This is a genomic window from Pseudoxanthomonas sp. SGNA-20 (assembly GCF_003931635.1).
Taxonomy (GTDB): Bacteria; Pseudomonadota; Gammaproteobacteria; order Xanthomonadales; family Xanthomonadaceae; genus Pseudoxanthomonas.
Window position 1 is genome coordinate 532,056 of record NZ_RRYK01000001.1, and the last position, 22,262, is coordinate 554,317.

Consider the following 22,262-nt stretch of genomic DNA (forward strand, 5'->3'; position numbering starts at 1 on the left):
GCCGGCCCGCTCAGCGGCGGCGGTAGTCGACGAACTGGAAGGCGTGGGCGTGGCGCGCGTCGGCCGCATGCGCCTGGCGCGCGACTTCCCGCCACTGCGCCTGGTCCCATTCCGGGAAGAAGGTGTCCGCGTCCTCGACCACGGTGTCGACCAGGGTCAGGTGCAGGTCGGTGGCCAGCGGCAGGGCCAGCGCATAGACCTCGCCACCGCCGATCACGCTGAGGGTTCCAGCGCCCTGCACGCGCGCCAGCCCAAGCGCCTGCTCCAGCGAAGCCACCGGCTGCATGCCCGCGAACGGCACCGCGCCGCTGCGGGTCAGCACCAGGTTGGTCCGGCCCGGCAGCGCGCGGCCCAGCGATTCGGCGGTACGCCGGCCCATCAGCACCGGCGTGCCCAGGGTCAGGGCCTTGAAGCGCCTGAGGTCGTCCGGCAGCCGCCACGGCAGGTCGTTGCCGCGCCCGATGGCGCGGTTGCGGTCCATCGCCACCACCAGGGCGACGCGCATGCTCACACCGCCACCGGGGCCTTGATCGCCGGATGCGGGTCGTAGCCCTCGATGGCGACGTCCTCGTAGCGGAAGGCGAACAGGTCGCGCACTTCGGGATTGAGCCGGAGCTTGGGCAGCGGCCGTGGCGCGCGCGCCAGCTGCTCGCGCGCCTGCTCGAAATGGTTGGAGTACAGGTGGGCGTCGCCCAGGGTGTGGACGAAGTCGCCGACTTCCAGCCCGGTGGCCTGGGCCACCATGTGGGTCAGCAGGGCGTAGCTGGCGATGTTGAACGGCACGCCGAGGAAGATGTCGCCGCTGCGCTGGTACAGCTGGCAGCTCAGGCGGCCGTCGGCCACGTAGAACTGGAACAGGGTGTGGCACGGCATCAGCGCCATCTTCGGCAGGTCGGCCACGTTCCAGGCACTGACCACCAGCCGGCGCGAATCCGGGTTGCGCTTTATTTCCTCGACCACCCAGCGGACCTGGTCGATCTCGCTGCCGTCGCTGCCGGTCCAGCGCCGCCACTGCTTGCCGTAGACCGGGCCCAGCTCGCCGTGCTCGTCGGCCCACTCGTCCCAGATGCTGACCTTGTTCTCCTTCAGGTAGGCGATGTTGGTCTCGCCCTTCAGGAACCACAGCAGTTCGTGGATGATCGAGCGCAGGTGCAGCTTCTTGGTGGTGACCAGCGGGAAGCCCTGGCCCAGGTCGAAGCGCATCTGCCAGCCGAACACGCTGCGGGTGCCGGTGCCGGTGCGGTCCGGCTTGTCGGTGCCGTGCTCCAGCACGTGGGACAGCAGTTCCAGGTATTGCTTCACGCCTTGCCTCCGTCAGCGGTGGGCGCCGGCCGCAGCACCGGCGCGCCGTGCGAGCGCCACAGCAGGAACAGGCCCAGCAGCACCAGCGGCAGGCTCAGCAGCTGGCCCATGGTCAGCCAGCCGAAGGCCAGGTACCCGATCTGGGCATCGGGCACGCGCACGAATTCGACCAGGAAGCGGAAGCAGCCGTACAGCAGGGCGAACATGCCGGCCACCGCGTAGCGCGGGCGCGGCCGGCGCGAGAACCACCACAGCACGCAGAACATCACCAGGCCCTCGAGGAAGGCCTGGTACAGCTGCGAGGGATGGCGCGCGAACGCGTCCAGCGCGCCGGCGTCGAAGCGGGCCTTGAGCGCGGCCGGATCCAGCCCCTGGTATTCGGCCGGCAGGCCGGACGGGAACACCACGCCCCAGTCGCCGCCGGTGTACTTGCCCCACAACTCGCCGCCGACGTAGTTGCCGATCCGGCCGAAGCCCAGCCCCGGCGGCACCAGCGGCGCGACGAAGTCCATGGTGTCGAAGAAGTGCAGGCCCTGGCGGCGCGACCACAGCCAGCTGGCGATGAGCACGCCGATCAGGCCGCCGTGGAAGCTCATGCCGCCGTCCCACACCCGCACCACCATCAGCGGGTCGCGCAGGGCGTCTCCCAGCGCGTAGAACAGCACGTAGCCCAGGCGGCCGCCGAGCACCACCCCGAGCATCCCGTAGAAGAGCAGGTCCGAGTAGGCGTTGGCGTCGGTTCCGGGCAGGCGCCCGGCGGCGATCCGGCGCTGGCCCAGCCACCACGCGGCGGCGAAGGCCAGCAGGTACATCACCCCGTACCAGTGCACCTTGAACGGGCCGAGGCTCAGGGCGATGGGGTCGATCTGGTGCAGGACGATCATGGGGCCACGCGCTGGGTTCGGAGTCGGACTGTATTACAGGGCGGGTCCGCCCGGCGCCGCCGCCGGGCACCGCGGCTCAGAACTCGCCCGCGCCCGGGACCTGCTTGGCACGCGCCACCCGGCGCATGAGCAGGTTCAGGATCTCCACCATCACCGAGAAGGCCATGGCGAAGTAGATGTACGGCTTGGGCACGTGCACGTCGAAGCCGTCCAGCACCAGGACCACGCCGACCAGCAGGATGAAGGCCAGGGCCAGCATCTTGATGGTGGGGTTGGCGTCGATGAAGTTGCCCAGCGGGTTGGCCGCCAGCAGCATGATCGCCACCGCCACCAGCACCGCCACCACCATCACCGGGATGTGGTCGGCGATGCCCACCGCGGTGATCACCGAGTCCAGCGAGAACACGATGTCGATCACCGCGATCTGGGCGATCACCACCCAGAACACCTGCGAGGCCTTGGTGGTGCGCGGGTCGTCGTCGTGGCCGCCGCTGATCAGCTCGCGGATTTCCATGATGCCCTTCACCAGCAGGAACGCGCCGCCGACGATCAGGATCAGGTCGCGCACCGAGATGCCCATCTGCCCGATGTGGAACAGCTCGGTGTGCATGCGCGCCAGGAAGGCCAGCGAGACCAGCAGGCAGATGCGGGTGACGCAGGCCACGGCGATGCCGAACTTGCGGGCGAAGGCGCGCTTCTCCTGCGGCAGGCGGCCGACCGCGATCGAGATGAACACCAGGTTGTCGATGCCCAGCACGATCTCCAGCGCGCTGAGGGTCACCAGGGTCAGCCAGACGTTCGGGTCGGCCAGGAATTCAAGGTTCATGGGGGATGTTTCCAGTGGTAAGCGGGTTCACAGCAGGCGCGGGCCCAGGACCAGGCCCCAGCACGCCAGCACGTTGAGCATCAGCACGAACACCGCGGCCGAGCCCATGTCCTTGGCGCGGCCGGCCAGCTCGTGGTGTTCCGGGCCGTAGCGCTCGATCACCGCCTCGATCGCGGAGTTCAGCAGCTCGGCGGCCAGCACCAGCAGCATCGAGCCGAGCAGCAGGGCGCGCTCGATCCCGTCCCGGCCCAGCCACAGCGCCAGCGGCGCCAGCACCACGAACAGGTAGACCTCCAGGCGGAACGAAGACTCGTGGCGCCAGGCCGCGGCCAGTCCCTGCAGCGACCATTGCGCGGCCTGCAGGATCCGGCGCGGGCCGCGGGGCAGGTGGCCGCTCACGTCAGCCATGGGCTTGCCCTGCGGGGAGATGCGGGTACGGCGGCAATGGAAGCCGGCCGGAGGGCCGGGCCCGGAACTGGGACGTCATCAGGCGGTGGCGGGCCAACGGAGCGCCAATTTTGCCACACCCCTCCCCGGCACGCCGCGCGGGCGCGCGGCGCCGGCCACGGACAGCCGCCACTCCGGCCGTTCGGCCGGGTCACCTGGAGGCGCGCAGCGCCTGCTGTTCGGCCAGGGTCAGGGCGACGTTGTCGCGCAGGTAGGCCGGTTCGACCCGCTCGGCCGGCACCGCCTCGCCGGCCTCGCAGGCACTCGCGGCCAGGCGCGCCAGCACCGCGGCGCGCGGCAGCGCGGCCGGGTCGACCGCGACCATTTCGCCCGCCAGGCGCTGCGCGAGCAGGCCGTCGGCGGCGGCAAAGCCGGTGCCCACGCCCTGCCAGGCTCCGGAGGCGACCGGCAGCCGCACCGCTTCCGGCGCCAGTACCTGCTCGCGGTCCAGCGCCCGCAGGCGCCCGCCTTCGCGTTCGTAGGCGCCGACGTAGACCTCGCCCATGCGCGCGTCGATCGCGGCCAGGATCCGGTCCGGGCCGTCGGCCGCGGCGCCGGCGGCCAGCACCTGCAGGGTCGAGACCGGCACCAGCGGGCGCTCCAGCGCCAGGGCGATGCCCTGGGCCAGGGCGATGGCCAGGCGCACCCCGGTGAACGCGCCGGGGCCGCGGCCCACGGCGATCGCGTCCAGCTGCGCGCGGGCAATGCCGGCCTCGGCCAGCAGTTCCTGTGCCCACGGCAGGGCCAGCTCGGCGTGCCGGCGCGGCACCACGCCGAAGCGCTCGCGGATTTCCCCGTCCAGGTACAGCGCGACCGAGCAGGCCTCGGTGGCGGTTTCGAAAGCGAGCAGTTTCATCGGGGCGGTCTTCGGCAGCGGAACGGGGAAACGGGGGTTGCAGGTTAGTCCAGCGGGGCGTCCGGCGCGGCGGTGGCGAAGAACGCCTGCACGTCCTCGATCCGGCGGGTCACCGCGAAGCGCGGCAGCGACTGCATGAACACCCGGCCATAGGGCTTGCCGGTGATGCGCGGGTCGCACAGCACCAGCACGCCGCGGTCGGTCTCGCTGCGGATCAGCCGGCCCACGCCCTGCTTGAGCGCGATCACTGCCTGCGGCAGCTGCTCGTCGCGGAACGGATTGCCGCCGCGCCGGCGCACCGCCTCCAGCCGCGCCTCGAACACCGGGTCGTCCGGGGCGGCGAACGGCAGCTTGTCGATCACCACCACGCTCAGGGCGTCGCCGGCCACGTCCACGCCCTCGCGGAAGGTGGCCGAGCCCAGCAGCACGCCGTTGCCGGATTCGCGGAAGCGGCGCAGCAGCTCCACCTTGGGCGCACTGCCCTGCACGAACAGCGGCCACGGCCCGCCCTCCAGCGCGGCGGCGGCCTCGCGCAGGGCGCGGTGCGAGGCGAACAGCAGGAACGCGCGGCCGCCGGAGGCCTCCAGCACCGGACGCACCGCGGCGAGCATGGCCGCGGTGAACTCGCGGCTGCTGGGCTCGGGCAGGTTGCGCGGCAGGTAGCACAGCGCCTGGCGCTGCCAGTCGAACGGGCTTGGCTCCAGCAGGGTCTGCGGATCGAACAGGCCCAGCTTGCGGCCGATGTGGGTGAAGCCCCCGCCCACCGCCAGGGTGGCCGAGGTGAAGATCCAGGCCGCGTGCGAGCGCTCGCGGTGCTGGCGCAGCGGCGCGGACACGTCCAGCGGCGTGCGCTGGCAGCGGAAGCCACGCGCGCTCAGCTCGTACCAGTAGACCTCGCCGCCGCGCGCGGCCGCGGCGGCCAGGGCCTCGGCATCGGCCCCCTCCTCGCCGGCCACCGCCTCGACCATGGCCTGCTCGTCGGCCGGTTCGGCAAAGGCATCGGAAACGGCGTCGCCATCGCGCCAGCGCTGCAGCCGTTCGCCCAGGTCGCGGGCACGGGCCACGCAGGCCTCGAAGCCGGGCGAGGTTTCGGCCAGCGGCTCCATGGCCTGCTCCAGCGCGGCCAGCGCGTCGGCCAGCACGTCGAAGCCATCGGCCACCGCCGGCAGGGCCAGGGCGCGGTAGCGCGTGCCGCGCGGCGGCAGCGCCTCCATCGCCGCGCGCAGCTCGCGCAGGGCCTGCTCCAGCGCGCGCACCGGCCCCTGCACCACCGCGGTGGCGCCGGTGGTCTGCTTGCACTCGGCCAGGCAGTCGCGGCCCAGCTCCTGGATCTGGCGCATGCCGAAGCCTTCGCCGAAGAAGCTGGCGGCCAGCTCCGGCAGCTGGTGCGCCTCGTCGATCACGAAGGCCTGGGCGCCGGGCAGGATCTCGCCGAACCCCTCCTGCTTGAGCGCCAGGTCGGCCAGCAGCAGGTGGTGGTTGACCACCACCAGGTCCGCGGCCTGGGCGCGCTGCCGCGCCTGGACCACGAAGCACTCCTCCCAGAACGGGCAGTCGCTGCCCAGGCAGTTGTCCACCGTGGAGGTGACCAGCGGCAGCAGCGGCGAATCATCCGGCAGGGATTCCAGCTCGGCCATGTCGCCGGCGCGGGTGCGCCCGGCCCAGGCGACGATGCGCTGGAACTGGCTGGCCTGCTCGGGGCTGGAGAAGCGCGCGTCGCCCCTGGCCTGCTCCAGCCGGTAGCGGCACAGGTAGTTGGCGCGACCCTTGAGCAGGGCGCTGCGGACACCCTTGCCGAGGGCGTCGCGCACCCGCGGCAGGTCGCGGTGGTAGAGCTGGTCCTGCAGTGCGCGGGTACCGGTGCTGACGATGGTCTTCAGCCCCGACAACAGCGCCGGCACCAGGTAGGCGTAGGTCTTGCCGGTGCCGGTGCCGGCCTCGGCCAGCAGCACGTCGCGGTGCTCGATCGCCTCGGCCACCGCCGCGGTCAGGCGCTGCTGCGCCGGGCGCGCGGTGAAGCCGTCCAGGCGCGCGGCGAGCGCGCCTCCTTCGCTGAGCGCCTCGCGGCTGGCCTGGGCAAGAAGGGACATGGTCGATGCAGGATGCACGGTCCGGCGCGGCCGGCGGCGGGGTACGCCGCGGCCGCCGCCGTCAGAACCGCTGCACGCCCGGGACGGTGCAGGCGGCCAGATGCGCCCTGGCCGAGGCGGCATTCTCCGCCTGGCCGCGCGCCAGCCGCGACTGCTCGATGGTGGCCCAGTGCCGCCGGCACATCGGCCCGACCCGCGAGCCGAGGTCATAGGCGCGCCGGGCCAGGGTCTCGGCGCGGTCGTACTGGCCCTGCAACAGCGCCACCTCCGCCCGCTCCTGCAGCACCGCCGGGTCGTCGGGGGCGGCCAGCAGGGCCTGGTTGAGGGCCTCGGCGGCGGCTTCGGCCTGGCCGGCGGCCAGCGCCGCGGCGGCGCGCTCGCGCAGGTCGGCGACCTGCGGGTCGCGCAGCGGCTGCACGTCCAGTTCGGTGTCGGCGGCGCCGGCGGCGGCCTGGACCGCGGCCAGGCGCTGCGCCGGGGTCACCTCGGGCACGGCCGGGGCCGGCGGCGCGGGCGTGGTACCGCAGGCGGCCAGCAGCAGGCAGGCGGCCGCTGCGGTGGGGAAACGGGGGAAGGCTTGCATGCCGGCCATTATGGCGCAGGCGGCTGCGCCGGGGCCGGCGCCTGTTGCGGATCGGCGGCGCGGCCGCCGCCGAACAAGCGCCGCCAGAAGCCCGGCTGGCGCTCCTGCGCCTGCGCCGGCGGCGGCGCGGTGCCATCCAGCGGCAGCGGCAGGTAGTCCGGGGTGCACGGCGCGTAGTCCGGCGCGGTGCCGGCCACGAACGGCAGCCGGCGCGCGCCGGGGCAATCGGCGTCGGTGACGTAGGAGCCCTCGGCCTGCACCCAGTGCCATTCCACGCCCTTGCCATCGACCTGCAGCGGCGAGCTGGGCAGGCGCGAGAACAGGCCCGACCAGATCCGCATCGCGCCGGTGGCGCCGTACAGGCCGGTCTGCTGGTTCTGGTCGTTGCCGACCCAGACCACTGCCAGGTGGTCGCCGGTGTAGCCGGCGAACCAGCTGTCGCGGCCGTCGTTGCTGGTGCCGGTCTTGCCGGCCGGGGACAGGCGGCCGAGGCCGTCGCGCTGCAGCTGGCGCGCGGTGCCGCTGTTGACCACCTGCTGCAGGGCGATGGTCACCAGGCGGGCGGCGATCGAGTCGCCCTCCTGGGCCGGCGCCGGCGCGGTGTCGTAGCGCTTGAGTAGCCGGCCTTCCGGGTCGAGCACGCCGCGCACCGCGCGCAACGGCTGCACCTGCCCGCCGGAGGCGAGGAACTGGTACAGCTGGGTCATCGCGTACGGGCTCTGGTCGGTGGAACCGAGGATCAGCGAGGGATTGGGTTCGGCCTCGATCCCCGCCAGCACCTTCAGCAGCTGCGCCAGGCGGTCCGGACCGACCTGCATGCCCACCCGCACCGTGGCCTGGTTGTAGGAATGCGCCAGCGCGTCCACCAGCCGCACCGTGCCGTGGCTGCGGTTGTCGGAATTGCCCGGCGACCAGCGCCGGCCGCGTCCCAGCTCGACCGTGACCGGGGCGTCCTCGACGAAGCTGGCCAGCGAGAAGCGCTGCGGCTGCGCCAGCGCCAGCAGGTACACGAACGGCTTGAGCAGCGAGCCGACCGGCCGCTGCGCCTCGACCGCGCGGTTGAAGCCGTGCAGCTCGGCGTTGCGGCCGCCGACCACCGCCAGCACGTCGCCGCCGCGCACGTCGGTCACCACCACCGCCGCCTCCAGCGGCGGGCGCTTGCCGGTCTGCAGCGCCTCCAGGGTGCGCGCCACCGCGCCCTCGGCATAGGCCTGGGCCGAGGGCGACATGCCGGTGAGCACGGTCAGGCCGGCGCCCTGCAGCGCGCTTTCCGGGTAGTCGCTGGCCAGCTGCCGGCGCACCAGGTCGATGTAGCCGGGGAAGCGGTTGGCCGCGGCCACGCCCGGGCGCGCGGTCACGCCCAGCGGCGCCTTGCGCGCGCGCTCGTATTCGGCGTCGTCGATCAGGCCGGTGGCGTGCATCATCGACAGGGCGACGTTGCGACGCTCCAGCGCGCGCTGCGGGTGGCGGCGCGGGTCGTAGTAGGACGGGCCCTTGACCAGGCCGATCAGCAGCGCGGTCTGCTCGGTGGTCAGGTCGTCCAGGTCGCGGCCGAACCAGAACTCGGCGCCGGAAGCCACGCCGTGGATCGCCTGCCCGCCGCGCTGGCCCAGGTAGACCTGGTTGAGGTAGGTCTCCAGGATCGTGCGCTTGTCGTAGCGCGCCTCCAGGATCAGCGCGTACAGGATCTCGTTGAACTTGCGGCTCCAGGTCTGCTCCTTGCCGATGCCCAGCAGGCCGCTGCGGGCCAGCTGCTGGGTCAGGGTGGAGGCGCCCTGCTTCTTCTCGCCCGAGCGCAGGTTGACCAGCAGTGCGCGCAGCATGCCGGACACGTCGATGCCGTGGTGGCGGGCGAAGTCGCGGTCCTCCACCGCCTGCAGGCCGGTGGTCAGCAGTTCCGGCACTTCCTCGATCCGCACCAGGCGCCGTTCTTCCTGGCGCTGGCCGTAGAGGGTGGCGATCCGCGCCGGGTCCAGGCGCGCGGCCTTGATCGCCTGGCCGCTTCCGGCATCGCGCAGGCGCGAGACCTTGCCGCCGGACAGGCTGACCTCGATCCGCCGCGGCGGCACCACGCCGTCGATGTCGGCGTAGCCGCGGCTGGAGATCGTGAAGCGGGCGCCGTCGACGTGGTAGCTGCCCTGGCGCCGGCCCTCGCCGTCCTCCTGGTAGCCGGCCGCGTCCAGCTCGGTGCGCAGGGTGCGCTCGTCCAGCGCCAGGCCCGGCCGCAGGTGCAGCGGGCGCGCGTACACGCGGGTGGGGATCTGCCACTGCAGGGCGCCGAAGCGCTCGGTCACCTGGTTGTTGAGGTGGACCGTGTACGGGACCAGGAACCCGGCCGCCAGGGCGGCGGCCGCGAGCACCACGGTCAGCAGGCGGCCGCGCCAGGCGGACGCCCCGGGGGACTTCGCGCGGGCGGTATCTCCGGCGGTAGAACGTCGAGGCACAGGAATACCAGGATCAGGAACGGGCGGAGTCTAACCCGAGATCGGCGCGCGCCCGGTCGGGGGGCTGAACGGCCGCCGGGTGCGCGCCGGCGCCGCCACGGCTCATACCCGCAGCCCCAGCAGGTCGCCGGCGGCCGAGCGCAGGCCGAAGGAAAACCGCGCGTAGCGGCCGCTGCCCAGTTCCTCGCGCACCGAGGCCAGCCGGCGCAGCGGCGAACGCGGCAGGCGCGCGCGCGCCAGCGCGTGCCGCAGGCGCTGCGCCACCGCCTCGCGCACTTCCGGTTCCACCGCCAGCCCACCCTCGTCGATGCGCTGCAGGAACGAGCGGTACAGCACGCACAGCCGCTCCAGCGAGACCCGCCGCGCCACCCAGCCGTAGGCCAGGCGCTCGACCAGGCGGCGCGGGCGCGCGCCGATCTGGTTGCTGCCATGCTGGCGGTAGTCGATCGAGGCCCAGGGCATGCAGTCGACCCGGGCCTGGGTGGCCGCCGCGATCGCCAGCCACTCGTCGTGCACCCAGCCCTCCGGCACCGGCAGCAGGCGCCCGAGCAGCGCGCCGCGCAGCGCGGTGGTGGCGCCGGTGACCAGGTTGCGCCGCATCAGCAGGTCGAAGGCGCGGCCGGAGTGCTCCATCTCCAGTTCCGCCGGGGACACCTCCAGCGCCTGCAGCAGGTCCACGCCCAGCCAGGCGCCATCGGCGTCGACCAGGCGCGCGTCGGTGTGCAGCAGGCCCAGTTCCGGTTCGGCGAGGAAGCGCGCGGCCATGCGCGCGATCTTCTCCGGGTGCCAGACGTCGTCCTGGTCGCAGAGGAACACCAGGTCGCCGCGGGCGCGCTGCAGCGCGCGCTCGAAGTTGCGCACGTAGCCGAGGTTGGCCGGGTTGCGCTGCAGCTCCACCGCCACCCCGCGCACCCGCGCGCGCGCGGCGAAGGCCTGCAGCCGCTCCCAGGTGCCGTCGGACGAGGCATCGTCCTGGACCACGATCTCGTCGGGCAGGCGCAGCTGCGCCAGCAGGCTCTCCAGCTGCGGACCGAGGAAGCGCTCGCCGTTGTAGGTGCACAGCACCACCGACACGCGCACCGCTCAGCCCTCCGCGTCCATGCGCCACATCGAGGCGTCGACCCGGAACGGGCGCGGCGCCACGCCCAGCAGGGCGCTGGCCTCGGCGTTGTCGGCGACCAGGTCGCGGTCCAGCCGCGACACCGGCCCACGCGCGCCCGGCAGCAGCGCCGCCAGCAGGCGCAGCAGCGGCCGCCCCAGCGGCAGCGGCATGGTGGCGAACGGCAGGCTGGCGCGCACCCGCGCGAACATCTCCGCCGCCGGCAGGCGCTCGCCGCCACCCAGGGCAAGGATGCGGCCGTCGGCGGCGCCGGTATCGATGCAGGCGAGGACCGCCGTGGCGAGATCGTCGGCATGCACCGGCTGGCGCAGGCCGCGGCCGGCCGGCAGCGGGAACAGGCGGGTGCGCGCGGCGCGCCGCGCGATCGGGGTCAGGCTGCGGTCCAGCCCGGCGCCGTAGATCAGGGTCGGGCGCAGCACGGTCCAGGCCATGCCCAGGCGCCGGCACTGCCGTTCCAGTTCGGCCTCGCCGGCGGCCAGCCGGCCGATCAGCTCGCGCTCGGCCGGCACCGCGGAGTCGCGCTTGGTCAGCACGCTCATCGAACTGGTGGCGACCACCCGCGGCGCGGGCGCGGACTGCAGGCCGGACAGCCACTGCGCCAGCGTGTCCAGCGGGGCGAAGCTGGCCACCGCGCGCAGCGGCGGCAGTTCCGGCATCGGTCCCGGCAGCTGGCCCTGCAGCCACTGCACCCCGGCCCGTGCCGGCCGTGGATGGCGGCTGAGCGCGAGCACGCCATCGCCGCCGGCGGCGAGGCGCGGCAGCAGGAAGTGGCCGATCTGGCTGGTGGCGCCGATGACGAGGACGGGCATGGCGGCTGCGGACTGGGTGGCGGGCGCCGGCGCGGCGGCGTCGGACTATAGCGTGCGGCCCCGCCGGCCGGTCCTCCGGCGCATGAACGGCCGCAACGAAGACGGCCCGCGCGAGGCGGGCCGTCGGGTGTGGCGATGCAGGCGGGCGCGGCTCAGTCGTCGCCCTTGGACAGGTCGTCGTCGGCGACGACCTCGGCGGCGGCCCACTCCAGCGCCTCGCGCTCGGCGCGCTCGCGCTCGGCCTTCTCCACTTCGTCGATCAGGTTGGCGTCGACGGTGCGGGCGGCGATCTCGCGCAGCGCCAGCACGGTCGGCTTGTCGTCGCCGTCCTCGTTCTCGATCGTGGCCGGCACGCCATTGGCCAGCTGGCGGGCGCGCTTGGCGGCCATCATGACCAGTTCGAAGCGGTTGTTGACCACTTCCAGGCAATCTTCAACGGTGATACGGGCCATAGGGGTTCCAGGCGACTGCGGTCGCCACTCGTGTCTGGGGAAATGGAGGCGGAGTTTACCCGCGCCGCCGCCTCCGCGGCAAGGCCCGGCGCCGGTTCTTCCTTTCCGTTCAGGGACTTGCGTTCAGGCAGCGGGGCCGGCGCCGGGGTCCTGCCCGAGCAGGGCGCGGATCAGGCCGGCATGGCGCTGCTGCTGCTGGCCGCGGCGCAGGCGGCTGGCGACGAAGATCGCGCACATCTCGTCCACCGCGGTCTCGAACACCTCATTGACGATCACGTAGTCGAACTCGCCGTAGTGCGACATCTCCTCGCGCGCGGCCGCCAGGCGGCGGGCGATGACCTCGTCGCTGTCCTGGCCGCGCTTGCGCATGCGCTGCTCCAGCGCCTCCCGCGACGGCGGCAGGATGAACACGCTGACCGCGTCGGGGACCTTGGCCCGCACCTGAGCCGCGCCCTGCCAGTCGATCTCCAGCAGCACGTCGTGGCCGGCCGCCAGCTGCGGCTCCACCGACTGCCGCGCCGTGCCCTTCCAGTCGCCGTGCACGCGGGCGTACTCGAAGAAGTCGCCGGCGTCGATCATGCGCTGGAACTCTTCCTCGCTGACGAAGTGGTAGTGCTCGGCATGGCGCTCGCCCGGGCGCGGCGCGCGCGAGGTGAAGGAGATCGACAGCCGGATGGCCGGATCGCGCGACAGCACCGCGTTGACGATGCTGGACTTGCCGGCGCCGGAAGGCGCCGCAACGATGAAGAGGGTTCCGCGCATGCTCATCGGCTGTCCTGCACCGGCCCGGCGGCGCGAACTCGGGCCTGGGGACCGGTGCCACTTCTCCAGGCCCCGGGCGGGTCTGGCGCCATTGCCGCGCCTGGGACCCGGGGCCGCGTGTATGGGGTAACGGGGCGCGAATGGTAGCAGACCCCCCGCCCCGGCCGGCCCCCGGCGCCGCCACGCTTTGCGCGCAGCCCCTGTCGTTGGTTGGGTTTACCGCGTTTGCGGCCGCTTGGCATGCTCGCCGCCAACGCCCCGACACCGGCGTGCGCTGGACCACGGCTTGCGGCGGGCAGCCAGGAGCCCACGCCCCCATGCCAAACGCAGCGATCGAACTGCAGGCCGTCGACAAGTCCTACGGCCCACGGCGGATACTGAAGGACCTGCAGCTGGTGGTCCCCGAGCGCAGCGTGTTCGCCTTCCTCGGCAACAACGGGCATGGCAAGTCCACCACCATCCGCCTGCTTGCCGGCCTGGCCGCGCCGGACCGCGGCAGCATCCGCGTGCTGGGGAAGGACATCCGCCAGCACCGGCGCGAGGTGCTGGCGCAGATGGGCTGCCTGATCGAGGCGCCCAGCAGCTACCCCAACCTCACCGCGCGCGAGTTCCTGTCCATCGGCGCGTGCCTGAAGCAGCTGCCGCGCAGCGAGATCGACCGCGCGCTGGAACTGGTCGGACTGCGCCCCGACCGCCGGCAGCGGATCGAGCACTATTCGCTGGGCATGCGGCAACGGCTGGCGCTGGCCCATGCCCTGCTGGGGCGTCCGCGCCTGCTGGTCCTGGACGAGCCCACCAACGGCCTGGACCCGGACGGCATCCGCGACATCCGCGCCCTGCTCTCCGCCCTCCCCGAAGCCGCCGGTTGCACCATCTTCTTCGCCAGCCACTACCTGGACGAGGTGGAGAAGACCGCCACCCACCTGGCCGTGCTGCACGAAGGCACGATCCGGCTGCAGGCCTCGGCCGGCGAACTGGAACGCCAGCTCGCCGGGGTCCTGGCCCTGGACGTGGACGACGCCGAACGCGGCTCGCGCACGCTGCAGGCGCTGGGCTACGCCGCCCGCGCCGAAAGCCCCAACCGGGTGCTGGTGGCCGACGTCGACCGCGACCGCGCCGGCCTGCTCAACTCGCAGCTGGTGCAGGCCGGGGTCGTGCTCTACCCGTCGGTGTTGCGCAAGCCGACGCTGGAGCAGTGGTTCCTGCAGATGACCGCCTCCGGGGGAGCCGTCGCATCCTGATCCGCCTTTGCCTGGTCGAACTGCTCAAGCTGCGCCGCTCGCTGGTGCTGCTGACCACCGTGGCCTGCCCGGCGGCGGTGGTGGCGCTGATGTTCGGGATGGCCCTGCGCCGGATCACCCCGGACGCCATGACCGCCGCGCAGTGGTCGATGCTGTGGGGCAGCGCGTCGGCGCTGTGGAGCCTGCTCATGCTGCCGCTTTACATCGGCCTGTGCACCGCGCTGGTCAACGGCAACGAGCACCGCAACCAGACCTGGCGGCTGATGCTCAGCCTGCCGGTCGGCCGGCTGGAGCTGTACGCGGCCAAGGCCATGGTCTCGGTGCTGCTGCTGGCGGCCGCGCAGCTGGCGTTGTTGCTCGCCCTCGCGCTGGGCACCGGCATCCTCGGCCTGGCCGGATTCCCGCTGGAAGCGGCGCTGCAGGCCCAGCTGCCGCGGCTGTGGGCGGCGCCGCTGGCGGCGCTGCCGGTGGTGGCGCTGCAGCATGCGCTGAGCTGGCGCCTGCGCTCGGTGGTCACCCCGCTGGCGGTGTCGGTGGTGGCCACCCTGGCGGCGATGCAGCTCGGCGCCTCGCAATACTGGTACTGGCTGCCCTGGGCCTATCCGGTGGCCGCCAGCAACGGCGGCCATGAGGCCATGCGCGACGCGGCGGTCCTGCTCGGACCCATGCTGGCGGCGGTGCTGTTCCCGCTGACCGCCTGGTGGCTGTCGCGGCGCGAGATCGCCTGAGCGCCATCCGGCGCGCGGCCCCCGCGCGGCTCACTCGATGTTCTGCACCTGCTCGCGGATCTGGTCGATCAGCACCTTCAGCTCGACCGCGGCGGCCGAGGTGCGGGCGTCGACCGACTTGGAACCGAGGGTGTTGGCCTCGCGGTTGAACTCCTGCAGCAGGAAGTCCAGGCGGCGGCCCACGGCCTGCGCCTTGCCGGAGAGGATCCGGCGGATCTCGGCGACGTGGCTGGCGAGGCGGTCCAGCTCCTCGTCCACGTCCAGCTTCTGCAGCCACAGCACCAGCTCCTGCTCGGCGCGGCCCGGGTCCACCGGGTGCGGCAGGTCGGCCAGGCGCGCGGCCAGCTTGGCGCGCTGGCCCTCGCGGATGTCCGGCACCAGCGCGCGCACTTCGCCGGCGATGCGCTCCACCGCGTCGACCCGCTCGCGGATCGCGGCGGCCAGCGCCGCGCCCTCGCGCTCGCGCGCGGCGATGAACTCGTCCAGCACCTGGTCCAGCAGCTCCAGCGCCTGCGCCTGCAGCGCCTCGCCGTCGGCCACCGGGGTCTGCAGCACGCCCGGCAGCTGCAGCAGGTCGGTGAACTGCACCTGCAGGTTGGGGAAGCGCGCGTCCAGGCGCTGGGCCAGCTCGCCCAGCTGCGCCAGCAGGGCCTCGTTGACCGCCAGCCCGGCGGCGCCTTCCGGCGCGCGCAGGCGCATCACCAGGTCCAGCTTGCCGCGCTGCACGCGCGCGGCCACGCGCTCGCGCAGCACCGGTTCCAGCGCGCGCAGCTCGTCGGCCAGGCGCAGGCCGGTCTCCAGGAAGCGGTGGTTGACCGAGCGCAACTCGCAGGAGAGCACGCCCCAGGAGGTACCACGTTCGCCGCTGGCGAAGGCGGTCATGCTGCGGATCATGCGGGAATCCGTCTTTGGCAGGGGGCGAATGTTAATCTAGCCGGCCCGCCGCGGCACCCTGCCGCCTTCGCCGGCCCCGCCGGCGGACCGCCGGGGCCCCGCCTACGGAAACCACACATGACCGTCGTCCGCCCCAGTGGCCGCGCCCCCGACCAGCTGCGCCCCGTGCGCATCGAACGCGGCTTCACCCGCCACGCCGAAGGCTCCGTGCTCGTCAGCTTCGGCGACACCCGCGTGCTGTGCACCGCCAGCATCGACAACAAGGTGCCGGCATTCCTGCGCGGCAAGGGCGAGGGCTGGGTGACGGCCGAGTACGGCATGTTGCCACGCTCCACCCACACCCGCTCCGAGCGCGAGGCCGCGCGCGGCAAGCAGGGCGGCCGCACCCTGGAGATCCAGCGCCTGATCGGCCGCGCCCTGCGCGCCTGCGTCGACCGCGGCGCCCTGGGCGAGCGCACCATCACCCTGGACTGCGACGTGCTGCAGGCCGACGGCGGCACCCGCACCGCCGCCATCACCGGGGCCTACGTGGCGCTGGCGGACGCGGTGCGCTGGCTGCTGGCGCGCGGCGAGATTTCCCGCGACCCGATCCACGGCGCGGTCGCCGCGATCTCGGTCGGCGTATACCGCGGCGTGCCGGTGCTGGACCTGGACTACGCCGAGGACAGCGACTGCGACACCGACATGAACGTGGTGATGAACGACGGCGGCGGCTTCATCGAGCTGCAGGGCACGGCCGAGGGCCATGCCTTCCGCCGCGACGAACTGGACGCGCTGCTGGGCCTGGCCGAGCGCGGCATCGGCCAGCTGCTGGAACTGCAGCGCCAGGCCCTGGCCGGCTGAGGCGGGAGCATGCGATGAAGCTGGTCCTGGCCTCCTCCAACCGCGGCAAGCTCGACGAACTGCACCACCTGCTGGCCGACAGCGGGATCGAGCTGGTCGCGCAGTCCGACCTGGGCGTCGAGGACGCCGAGGAGACCGGGCTGACCTTCGTCGAGAACGCGCTGATCAAGGCGCGCCACGCGGCCCGCGTCACCGGCCTGCCGGCGCTGGCCGACGACTCCGGGCTGTGCGTGGACGCCCTCGGCGGCGCGCCGGGCCTGTACTCGGCGCGCTATGCCGGCGAGCCGGCCAACCCGCAACGCAACATCGACAAGCTGCTGGCCGCGCTCGACGGGGTCGACGACCCGCGCCGCGGCGCCCACTTCCAGTGCGTGCTGGTGGTGCTGCGCCATGCCGAAGACCCGCAGCCGCTGCTGGTCGAGGGGCAGTGGCGCGGGCGCATCATCCGCGAACGCCGCGGCAGCGGCGGCCACGGCTACGACCCGGTGTTCCTGGACCCCGCGCACGGGCTGACCGCGGCGGAAATGCCGATGGAGCTGAAGAACCGCATCAGCCACCGCGGCAAGGCGCTGGAACTGCTGCGCGCGCGCCTGCCCGAAGTGCTTGGCTGAGCGCGCCGGCGCGAGCCTGCCATGCCCGACCTGATCCCGCCGCCGCTGTCGCTGTACGTGCACCTGCCCTGGTGCGTGCGCAAGTGCCCGTATTGCGACTTCAACTCGCACGGAGCCAGGGGCGGACTGCCGTTCGACGAGTATGTGGCCGCACTGGTACGCGACCTGGAACACGACCTGCCCCTGGTCTGGGGCCGCACGGTGCACAGCGTGTTCTTCGGCGGAGGCACGCCCAGCCTGTTCCCGGCCGCGGCGATCGAGGCCATCCTCTCGGCCGCCGCCGCGCGCCTGCGCTTCGCCCCGGACGCGGAAATCACCCTGGAGGCCAATCCCGGCACCGCCGAGCACGACCGCTTCGAGGGCTACCGCGCCGCCGGCGTGAACCGGATCAGCTTCGGCATCCAGAGCTTCGACGACGGCTGCCTGCAGCGCCTGGGCCGGATCCACGACAGCGCCGAGGCCGAGGCCGCGGTGAAGCTGGCCCAGGACGCCGGTTTCGACAACCTCAACCTGGACCTGATGTACGCCCTGCCCGGCCAGGACCTGGCCATGGCCGAGCGCGACCTGGAACGTGCCTTCGCCCTGCAGCCGGCGCACATCAGCCACTACCAGCTGACGCTGGAACCCAACACCGTGTTCTTCGCCCGGCCGCCGCAAGGCATCCCGGACGACGACCTGGCCTGGGACATGCAGGAGCGCTGCCAGGCCCTGCTGGCCGACGCCGGCTACGTCCACTACGAGACCAGCGCCTACGCCCGCCCGGGCCGGCAGTGCGCGCACAACCTCAACTACTGGCGCTACGGCGACTATCTGGGCATCGGCGCCGGCGCCCACGGCAAGATCACCCTCGGCGCCGAACAGGCCATCCTGCGCCGCTGGAAGCACAAGCACCCGGCCACCTGGATGGCCGCCGCCGGCACCGCCCAGGCGATCGGCGGCGACGACCGCATCGCCCCGGAGCAGCGCCCGTTCGAATACATGCTCAACGCCCTGCGCCTGCACGAGGGTTTCGCCCTGGCCGACTTCGAGGTGCGCACCGGACTGCCGCGCGCGCATCTGGCGCCGGCGCTGGAACAGGCCCGCGGCCGCGGCTGGCTGCAGCTCGAGGGCGAGCGGGTGGCGCCCACCGCACTGGGGCGGCGCTTCGCCAACGACGTGATTTCCCTGTTCCTCTGAGGCCATCCCCGGCCCCGCCGGGACCGCGGTGCGGCGCGCCATGCCGCCCCGCATGGAAACGTGCTAAATACCGCCCAAGGGGGAACGCGGTCACAGAATGCAAGCCACCAACCGACCAACGCCGGGCCACCCGGCATTCCCGGCGCTGGCGGACGCCGCCTTGCCGGCGCGCGTGCGCGCCATCCTCCTGCAGGTCCGCGAGCTGGCCGCCACGCAGCTGGGGCCGTGGCTGGAGGCCACCCTGGACGGGCTGGAAAACCAGCTCTTCAGCCTGGCCGAGGGCGCGCGCAGCAGCAGCGAGCAGGCCGAGCGCCTGGATGCGATGCGCCTGCTGCGCCAGCACCGCGCCGCCTTCCAGCCGCGCTTCCTCGCCGCCCTCGAGGGCAGCCTGGCCGGGCTGCGCGCACCGCCGCCGGCCGAGCCCGCCGAACCGGCCGAACCCGCGCCCGGGCCGGCACTGGCCCTGGTCGAGGACACCGAACTGGACCGCGCCATCGTCCTGCGCGAGATCGCCCGCCGCCAGGTGCAGCGCGGCGGCAGCGAGCTGTTGCTGCTGGCGCAGCGCTTCGCCGTGCTGGCCGCCACGCCGGCGTTCGAGCTGGAGCAGCTGCCGCTGGGACCGCATGCGCTGTGCCAGTGCCTGCGCACGGCTGGCGACGCGCTGCAGCTGCCGCCGGAGGCGCAGCTGCTGCTGTACCGCCAGTTCGAACGCCAGGTGATGGACCTGCACGGCGAGTTCGCCCGCCAGCTCAATGCCCTGCTCGACCGCGCCGGGGTGCTGCCGGGCCTGGTGTACACGCCCTACCGTCCACCGTGTGCCAGCGCCCCGCAGCGGCGCAGCACGCCGGCGCAGGCCGCGAACCGCCCGCGGCCGATGACCGGCTGGCACGGCCAGGGTCGCGGCGCGGGCTGGGGCCGGGCGCTGGCCGGCCTGCCGGGGGGCATGCCGCCAGGGGCGGCTGCCGGCACCGCGCCCGCGGCCGCGGCCGGAGAGGCCACGCCCGCCATCGCCAGCGCGGACGGCGACCCGAAGGAAGTGCAGGCCGCGTTCGCCGCCATGCGCGAATTGCTGGCCGCGCACCGCGCCGCCACCCGCCCAGCGGCACCCGGACCGGCGGTCCCGCCGCAGGTGCTGCCGCCGCAACTGGTCACCCAGGTGCTGGGCAGCCTGCAATCGCTGCCGCTGGCGCGCGCCCGCGGCCAGCGCCGCCGCACCATGCAGGACCTGCGCGAGGCCACCCTGGCGCGGCTGCGCGCCGAGCACGGGCCGGCCGCCGCACTGCCGCCGGAACACGAGGACGCGTTCGACCTGCTGTCCATCCTCTACCAGGAGATCGGCCGCCAGGTGCGCGGCGACGCACCGGCCCAGGACCTGCTGGAACGGCTGCAGGTGCCGCTGGCGCGCGCCGCGCTGCAGGACCAGGGCTTCTTCGTCGCCGAGCGCCACCCGGCGCGCGAACTGCTCAACGCGGTGGCCGAGTCCGGCGCCACCTGGCTGGGCGAGGACGATGCCGACCCGCAGCTGGTGCAGCGCCTGGAGCAGGTGGTGCAGCGGGTGGTCGAGGCCTACGACGGCGACCCGGCGGTGTTCGAACTGGCCAACCAGGAGGTCCAGGAACAGCAGCGCGCGATGCTGCGCAAGGCCGAGGTCAGCGAGCGCCGCCAGGTGGAGGCCGCGCGCGGGCGCGACCGCCTGGCCGGTGCCAAGCACCAGGCCGACGCCGCGATCCGCGCCTGCCTGGCCGGGCGCAGGCCACCGCAGTTCGCCCAGGCCCTGCTCAACCAGGCCTGGGCCGACGTGCTCACCCTCACCGCCCTGCGCCACGGCGAGGGCTCGCCGGAATGGCGCGAGCGCACCGCGGCCACCGCGCGCATCGTCGAGGTCACCTGCGATCCGGAAGCCGCGCCCGACCCGGCACTGGGCACGCAGATCGAGGCCGCGCTGCGCCAGGTCGGCTACCACGAGGACGAGGCCGGCGCGATCGCCCGCCGCCTGTCGCGCAGCGAGGACGACGAGGTCACCTCGCGCACCGAGCTCACCGCGCGGCTCAAGGCGCGCGCGCGCCTGGGCGAGGACGCGGCACGTCGCAGCGAGCCGCTGCCGCCGCGCAGCGCCGGGGAGCAGGCCTGCTACGAGCAGGTGCGGGCACTGCCGTTCGGCACCTGGTTCGAATTCAGCCTCGGCGCCCAGGGCGAGGTGCGGCGGCAGCGGCTGTCCTGGTACAGCCCGGTCACCGACCACGCGCTGTTCGTCAACACCCGCGGCCAGAAGGTGGCCGAACATTCGCTGGACGCGCTGGCGCGGATGATGGCCGCCGGCCAGGCGCGGGTGGTCACCGAGGAACGCAGCCGCCTGGTCGACCGCGCCTGGCACGCCACCCTGCGCCTGCTGCGCGGGCTGGCCGGGCGCGCGGAGCCGGCGCCATCGGGAGCAGGTGCATGAACAACGAGGATGCCCGCCGCGGGCGGCGGCGCCAGGTGCCTGGCAGCGTGCCGGTGGAAGACGTGATGGCCGGCGCCGTGGTCGGCCACCTCGGCAACCTGTCCGAGGGCGGCCTGCTGCTGCTCGCCGCGGCGCCGCTGCGCGAGGACGCGCTGTACCAGCTCCGGTTCGTGCTCGACGACCCGGGCGATCCGATCGACGTCGGTGTGCACCTGCTGTGGTCGGCGCCGGCCAACACCCCGGGCCAGGCCTGGTGCGGCTTCCGCTTCCTGGCCATCTCCGAGGTGCACCGCGCGCGGGTGCGCGCCTGGGTCGAGGCCGAGGCCTGACGGCGGCAGCGGCGCATGCGCTGGGGCAGAATGGGCGCTTTCCGCCGTACTGCCCCCGATGAACGCCACCGAGATCGCCGCCCTCTACCCCCAGCACCTGGCCACCCTGCGCGCGCGCGCCGACGAGGCGCTGGCCCGCTGCGGCCGCGAGCACCTGCTGGTGCCGAGCGGGCGCCGCCACTACCAGGCCTTCGACGACCGCGACTACCCGTTCGCGGCCAACCCGCACTTCAAGCACTGGGTGCCGCTGACCAGCGTCGCCGACAGCTGGCTGGTGTACACCCCCGGGCACAAGCCCAGGCTGATCTACCTGCAGCCGCGCGACTACTGGCACGTGGTGCCGGAGGCGCCCAGCGGCTGGTGGGTGGAGCACGTGGAGGTGCAGGTGATCCGCACCCCGGAGGAGGCGCTGCCGCTGCTGCCGCCTGCCGCGCGCAGCGCGATCATCGGCGAGGCCAACAGCGCCCTGGGCGACTACGTCCCCGACAACCCGCAACCGGCGCTGGACTACCTGCATTACCAGCGCTCGTACAAGACCGCGTACGAGGTCGCGCTGATGCGCCTGGCCCAGCGCCGCGCGGTGCGCGCCCACCGCGCCGCCGAGCGCGCCTTCCGCGCCGGCGCCAGCGAGTTCGAGATCCACATGGCCTACTGCGCCGCCGCGCAGCAGGACGCCACCGAGGTGCCGTACCAGAACATCGTCGCGCTCAACACCCACGGCGCGGTGCTGCACTACACCGAACTGGACCGCGTGGCCCCGGCGGAGTCGCTGAGCTTCCTGATCGATGCCGGCGCCAGCCACTGCGGCTATGCCGCCGACATCACCCGCACCTACGCCGGCGACTGCGCCAGCGAGTTCCAGGCCATGATCGACGCTGTGGACGCCGCGCAGCAGGCGATGTGCGCCGGCGTGCGCGCCGGCGCCGACTACCGCCAGCTGCACCTCGACGCGCACCTGGCGCTGATGGGCATCCTGCGCGAGTTCGGCGTGCTGAAGGTGTCGCCGGAAGCGGCGCTTGCCACCGGGGTGAGCGCGGCGTTCTTCCCGCACGGCCTGGGCCACCCGCTGGGGCTGCAGGTGCACGACGTGGCCGGGTTCGCCGCCAGCGACCGCGGCGGCACGATCGACCGTCCCGCCGGGCATCCCTACCTGCGCATGACCCGCGTCCTGGAGCCGGGCATGGTCGTCACCATCGAGCCGGGCATCTACTTCATCGACATGCTGCTGGACGAGGTGAAGGCCCGCGGCCACGCCGACGCGGTGGACTGGGCGCGGGTGGATTTCTTCCGCCCCTACGGCGGCATCCGCATCGAGGACGACGTGCTGTGCACGGAGGCGGCGCCGGAGAACCTCACCCGCGCCGCGTTCGCCGGATAAGCCGCAAAAAGCGAAGGGCCCGCTCACGCGGGCCCTTCGCCTTC

At 73.5% G+C, this 22,262-nt stretch carries 22 protein-coding genes; 8 read left to right on the top strand and 14 right to left on the bottom strand.

Annotated features, from left to right (window positions below):
- Positions 1-10 precede the first annotated feature (10 nt).
- The 13 genes from EIM48_RS02335 to gmk form a co-directional block, all read right to left on the bottom strand.
- A complete protein-coding gene (locus EIM48_RS02335; RefSeq protein WP_125108611.1) occupies positions 11-505 on the bottom strand; it encodes a dihydrofolate reductase in 495 nt (164 codons plus the stop codon).
- Positions 506-507: 2 nt separating this feature from the next.
- Positions 508-1,302 carry a thymidylate synthase gene (locus EIM48_RS02340; RefSeq protein WP_125075915.1) on the bottom strand — a complete coding sequence of 265 codons (795 nt, stop codon included), beginning with the start codon at positions 1,300-1,302 and terminating at the stop codon, positions 508-510.
- Positions 1,299-2,186 (bottom strand): prolipoprotein diacylglyceryl transferase, encoded by an 888-nt coding sequence (gene lgt, locus EIM48_RS02345; RefSeq protein WP_028914614.1) that lies wholly within the window; start codon positions 2,184-2,186, stop codon positions 1,299-1,301. The genes EIM48_RS02340 and lgt overlap by 4 nt, the downstream gene beginning before the upstream one ends.
- Positions 2,187-2,262: 76 nt before the next feature.
- On the bottom strand, positions 2,263-3,012 hold the full coding sequence (locus tag EIM48_RS02350; RefSeq protein ID WP_028914613.1) for a TerC family protein: 750 nt from the start codon (positions 3,010-3,012) through the stop codon (positions 2,263-2,265).
- Between the two features lie 27 nt (positions 3,013-3,039).
- Positions 3,040-3,420 (bottom strand): diacylglycerol kinase, encoded by a 381-nt coding sequence (locus EIM48_RS02355; protein WP_019398422.1) that lies wholly within the window; start codon positions 3,418-3,420, stop codon positions 3,040-3,042.
- Positions 3,421-3,610: 190 nt separating this feature from the next.
- On the bottom strand, positions 3,611-4,315 hold the full coding sequence (tsaB, locus tag EIM48_RS02360) for a tRNA (adenosine(37)-N6)-threonylcarbamoyltransferase complex dimerization subunit type 1 TsaB (protein WP_125110999.1): 705 nt from the start codon (positions 4,313-4,315) through the stop codon (positions 3,611-3,613).
- A gap of 44 nt (positions 4,316-4,359) precedes the next feature.
- A complete protein-coding gene (locus EIM48_RS02365) occupies positions 4,360-6,405 on the bottom strand; it encodes an ATP-dependent DNA helicase (RefSeq protein ID WP_125111000.1) in 2,046 nt (681 codons plus the stop codon).
- 61 nt (positions 6,406-6,466) lie between these two features.
- Positions 6,467-6,997 carry a tetratricopeptide repeat protein gene (locus EIM48_RS02370; RefSeq protein WP_125111001.1) on the bottom strand — a complete coding sequence of 177 codons (531 nt, stop codon included), beginning with the start codon at positions 6,995-6,997 and terminating at the stop codon, positions 6,467-6,469.
- The gene (mrcB, locus tag EIM48_RS02375) at positions 6,997-9,432 is read right to left on the bottom strand and encodes a penicillin-binding protein 1B (RefSeq protein WP_037034301.1); all 2,436 of its coding nucleotides are present in this window, start codon (positions 9,430-9,432) and stop codon (positions 6,997-6,999) included. The genes EIM48_RS02370 and mrcB overlap by 1 nt, the downstream gene beginning before the upstream one ends.
- Positions 9,433-9,534: 102 nt before the next feature.
- A complete protein-coding gene (locus tag EIM48_RS02380) occupies positions 9,535-10,512 on the bottom strand; it encodes a glycosyltransferase family 2 protein (protein ID WP_019398427.1) in 978 nt (325 codons plus the stop codon).
- A gap of 3 nt (positions 10,513-10,515) precedes the next feature.
- Positions 10,516-11,361 carry an NAD-dependent epimerase/dehydratase family protein gene (locus EIM48_RS02385; protein WP_125111002.1) on the bottom strand — a complete coding sequence of 282 codons (846 nt, stop codon included), beginning with the start codon at positions 11,359-11,361 and terminating at the stop codon, positions 10,516-10,518.
- 152 nt (positions 11,362-11,513) lie between these two features.
- Complete coding sequence (rpoZ, locus tag EIM48_RS02390; RefSeq protein ID WP_026010482.1) at positions 11,514-11,813, bottom strand: DNA-directed RNA polymerase subunit omega; 300 nt, start codon at positions 11,811-11,813, stop codon at positions 11,514-11,516.
- Positions 11,814-11,936: 123 nt separating this feature from the next.
- The gene (gene gmk, locus EIM48_RS02395; RefSeq protein WP_026010483.1) at positions 11,937-12,575 is read right to left on the bottom strand and encodes a guanylate kinase; all 639 of its coding nucleotides are present in this window, start codon (positions 12,573-12,575) and stop codon (positions 11,937-11,939) included.
- A 317-nt stretch (positions 12,576-12,892) separates the two neighbouring features.
- On the opposite strand from gmk, the gene EIM48_RS02400 reads away from it, so the two are divergent.
- Together EIM48_RS02400 and EIM48_RS02405 are read left to right on the top strand one after the other, a co-directional pair.
- Positions 12,893-13,816 carry an ATP-binding cassette domain-containing protein gene (locus EIM48_RS02400; RefSeq protein ID WP_125111003.1) on the top strand — a complete coding sequence of 308 codons (924 nt, stop codon included), beginning with the start codon at positions 12,893-12,895 and terminating at the stop codon, positions 13,814-13,816.
- Positions 13,771-14,544: an ABC transporter permease gene (locus tag EIM48_RS02405; RefSeq protein ID WP_125111004.1), complete on the top strand. Its 774-nt coding sequence runs from the start codon at positions 13,771-13,773 to the stop codon at positions 14,542-14,544. The genes EIM48_RS02400 and EIM48_RS02405 overlap by 46 nt, the downstream gene beginning before the upstream one ends.
- A 30-nt stretch (positions 14,545-14,574) precedes the next feature.
- On the opposite strand, the gene EIM48_RS02410 is transcribed toward EIM48_RS02405, so the two are convergent.
- Entirely contained in the window at positions 14,575-15,438 is an 864-nt protein-coding gene (locus EIM48_RS02410) for a YicC/YloC family endoribonuclease (RefSeq protein ID WP_019398433.1), read from the bottom strand.
- Between the two features lie 117 nt (positions 15,439-15,555).
- Between EIM48_RS02410 and rph the strand changes: the two genes are divergently transcribed.
- The 6 genes from rph (at position 15,556) to pepQ (ending at position 22,218) form a co-directional block, all read left to right on the top strand.
- Positions 15,556-16,281 carry a ribonuclease PH gene (gene rph / locus EIM48_RS02415; protein ID WP_019398434.1) on the top strand — a complete coding sequence of 242 codons (726 nt, stop codon included), beginning with the start codon at positions 15,556-15,558 and terminating at the stop codon, positions 16,279-16,281.
- Between the two features lie 14 nt (positions 16,282-16,295).
- Positions 16,296-16,892, top strand: a complete 597-nt coding sequence (gene rdgB, locus EIM48_RS02420; protein ID WP_125111005.1) for an RdgB/HAM1 family non-canonical purine NTP pyrophosphatase — start codon at positions 16,296-16,298, stop codon at positions 16,890-16,892.
- Between the two features lie 21 nt (positions 16,893-16,913).
- On the top strand, positions 16,914-18,068 hold the full coding sequence (hemW, locus tag EIM48_RS02425) for a radical SAM family heme chaperone HemW (protein ID WP_019398436.1): 1,155 nt from the start codon (positions 16,914-16,916) through the stop codon (positions 18,066-18,068).
- Between the two features lie 97 nt (positions 18,069-18,165).
- Complete coding sequence (locus EIM48_RS02430; RefSeq protein ID WP_125111006.1) at positions 18,166-20,511, top strand: DUF1631 domain-containing protein; 2,346 nt, start codon at positions 18,166-18,168, stop codon at positions 20,509-20,511.
- On the top strand, positions 20,508-20,840 hold the full coding sequence (locus EIM48_RS02435) for a PilZ domain-containing protein (RefSeq protein ID WP_019397503.1): 333 nt from the start codon (positions 20,508-20,510) through the stop codon (positions 20,838-20,840). The genes EIM48_RS02430 and EIM48_RS02435 overlap by 4 nt, the downstream gene beginning before the upstream one ends.
- Positions 20,841-20,898: 58 nt before the next feature.
- Positions 20,899-22,218, top strand: a complete 1,320-nt coding sequence (gene pepQ / locus EIM48_RS02440; RefSeq protein WP_019397504.1) for a Xaa-Pro dipeptidase — start codon at positions 20,899-20,901, stop codon at positions 22,216-22,218.
- Positions 22,219-22,262 lie beyond the last annotated feature (44 nt).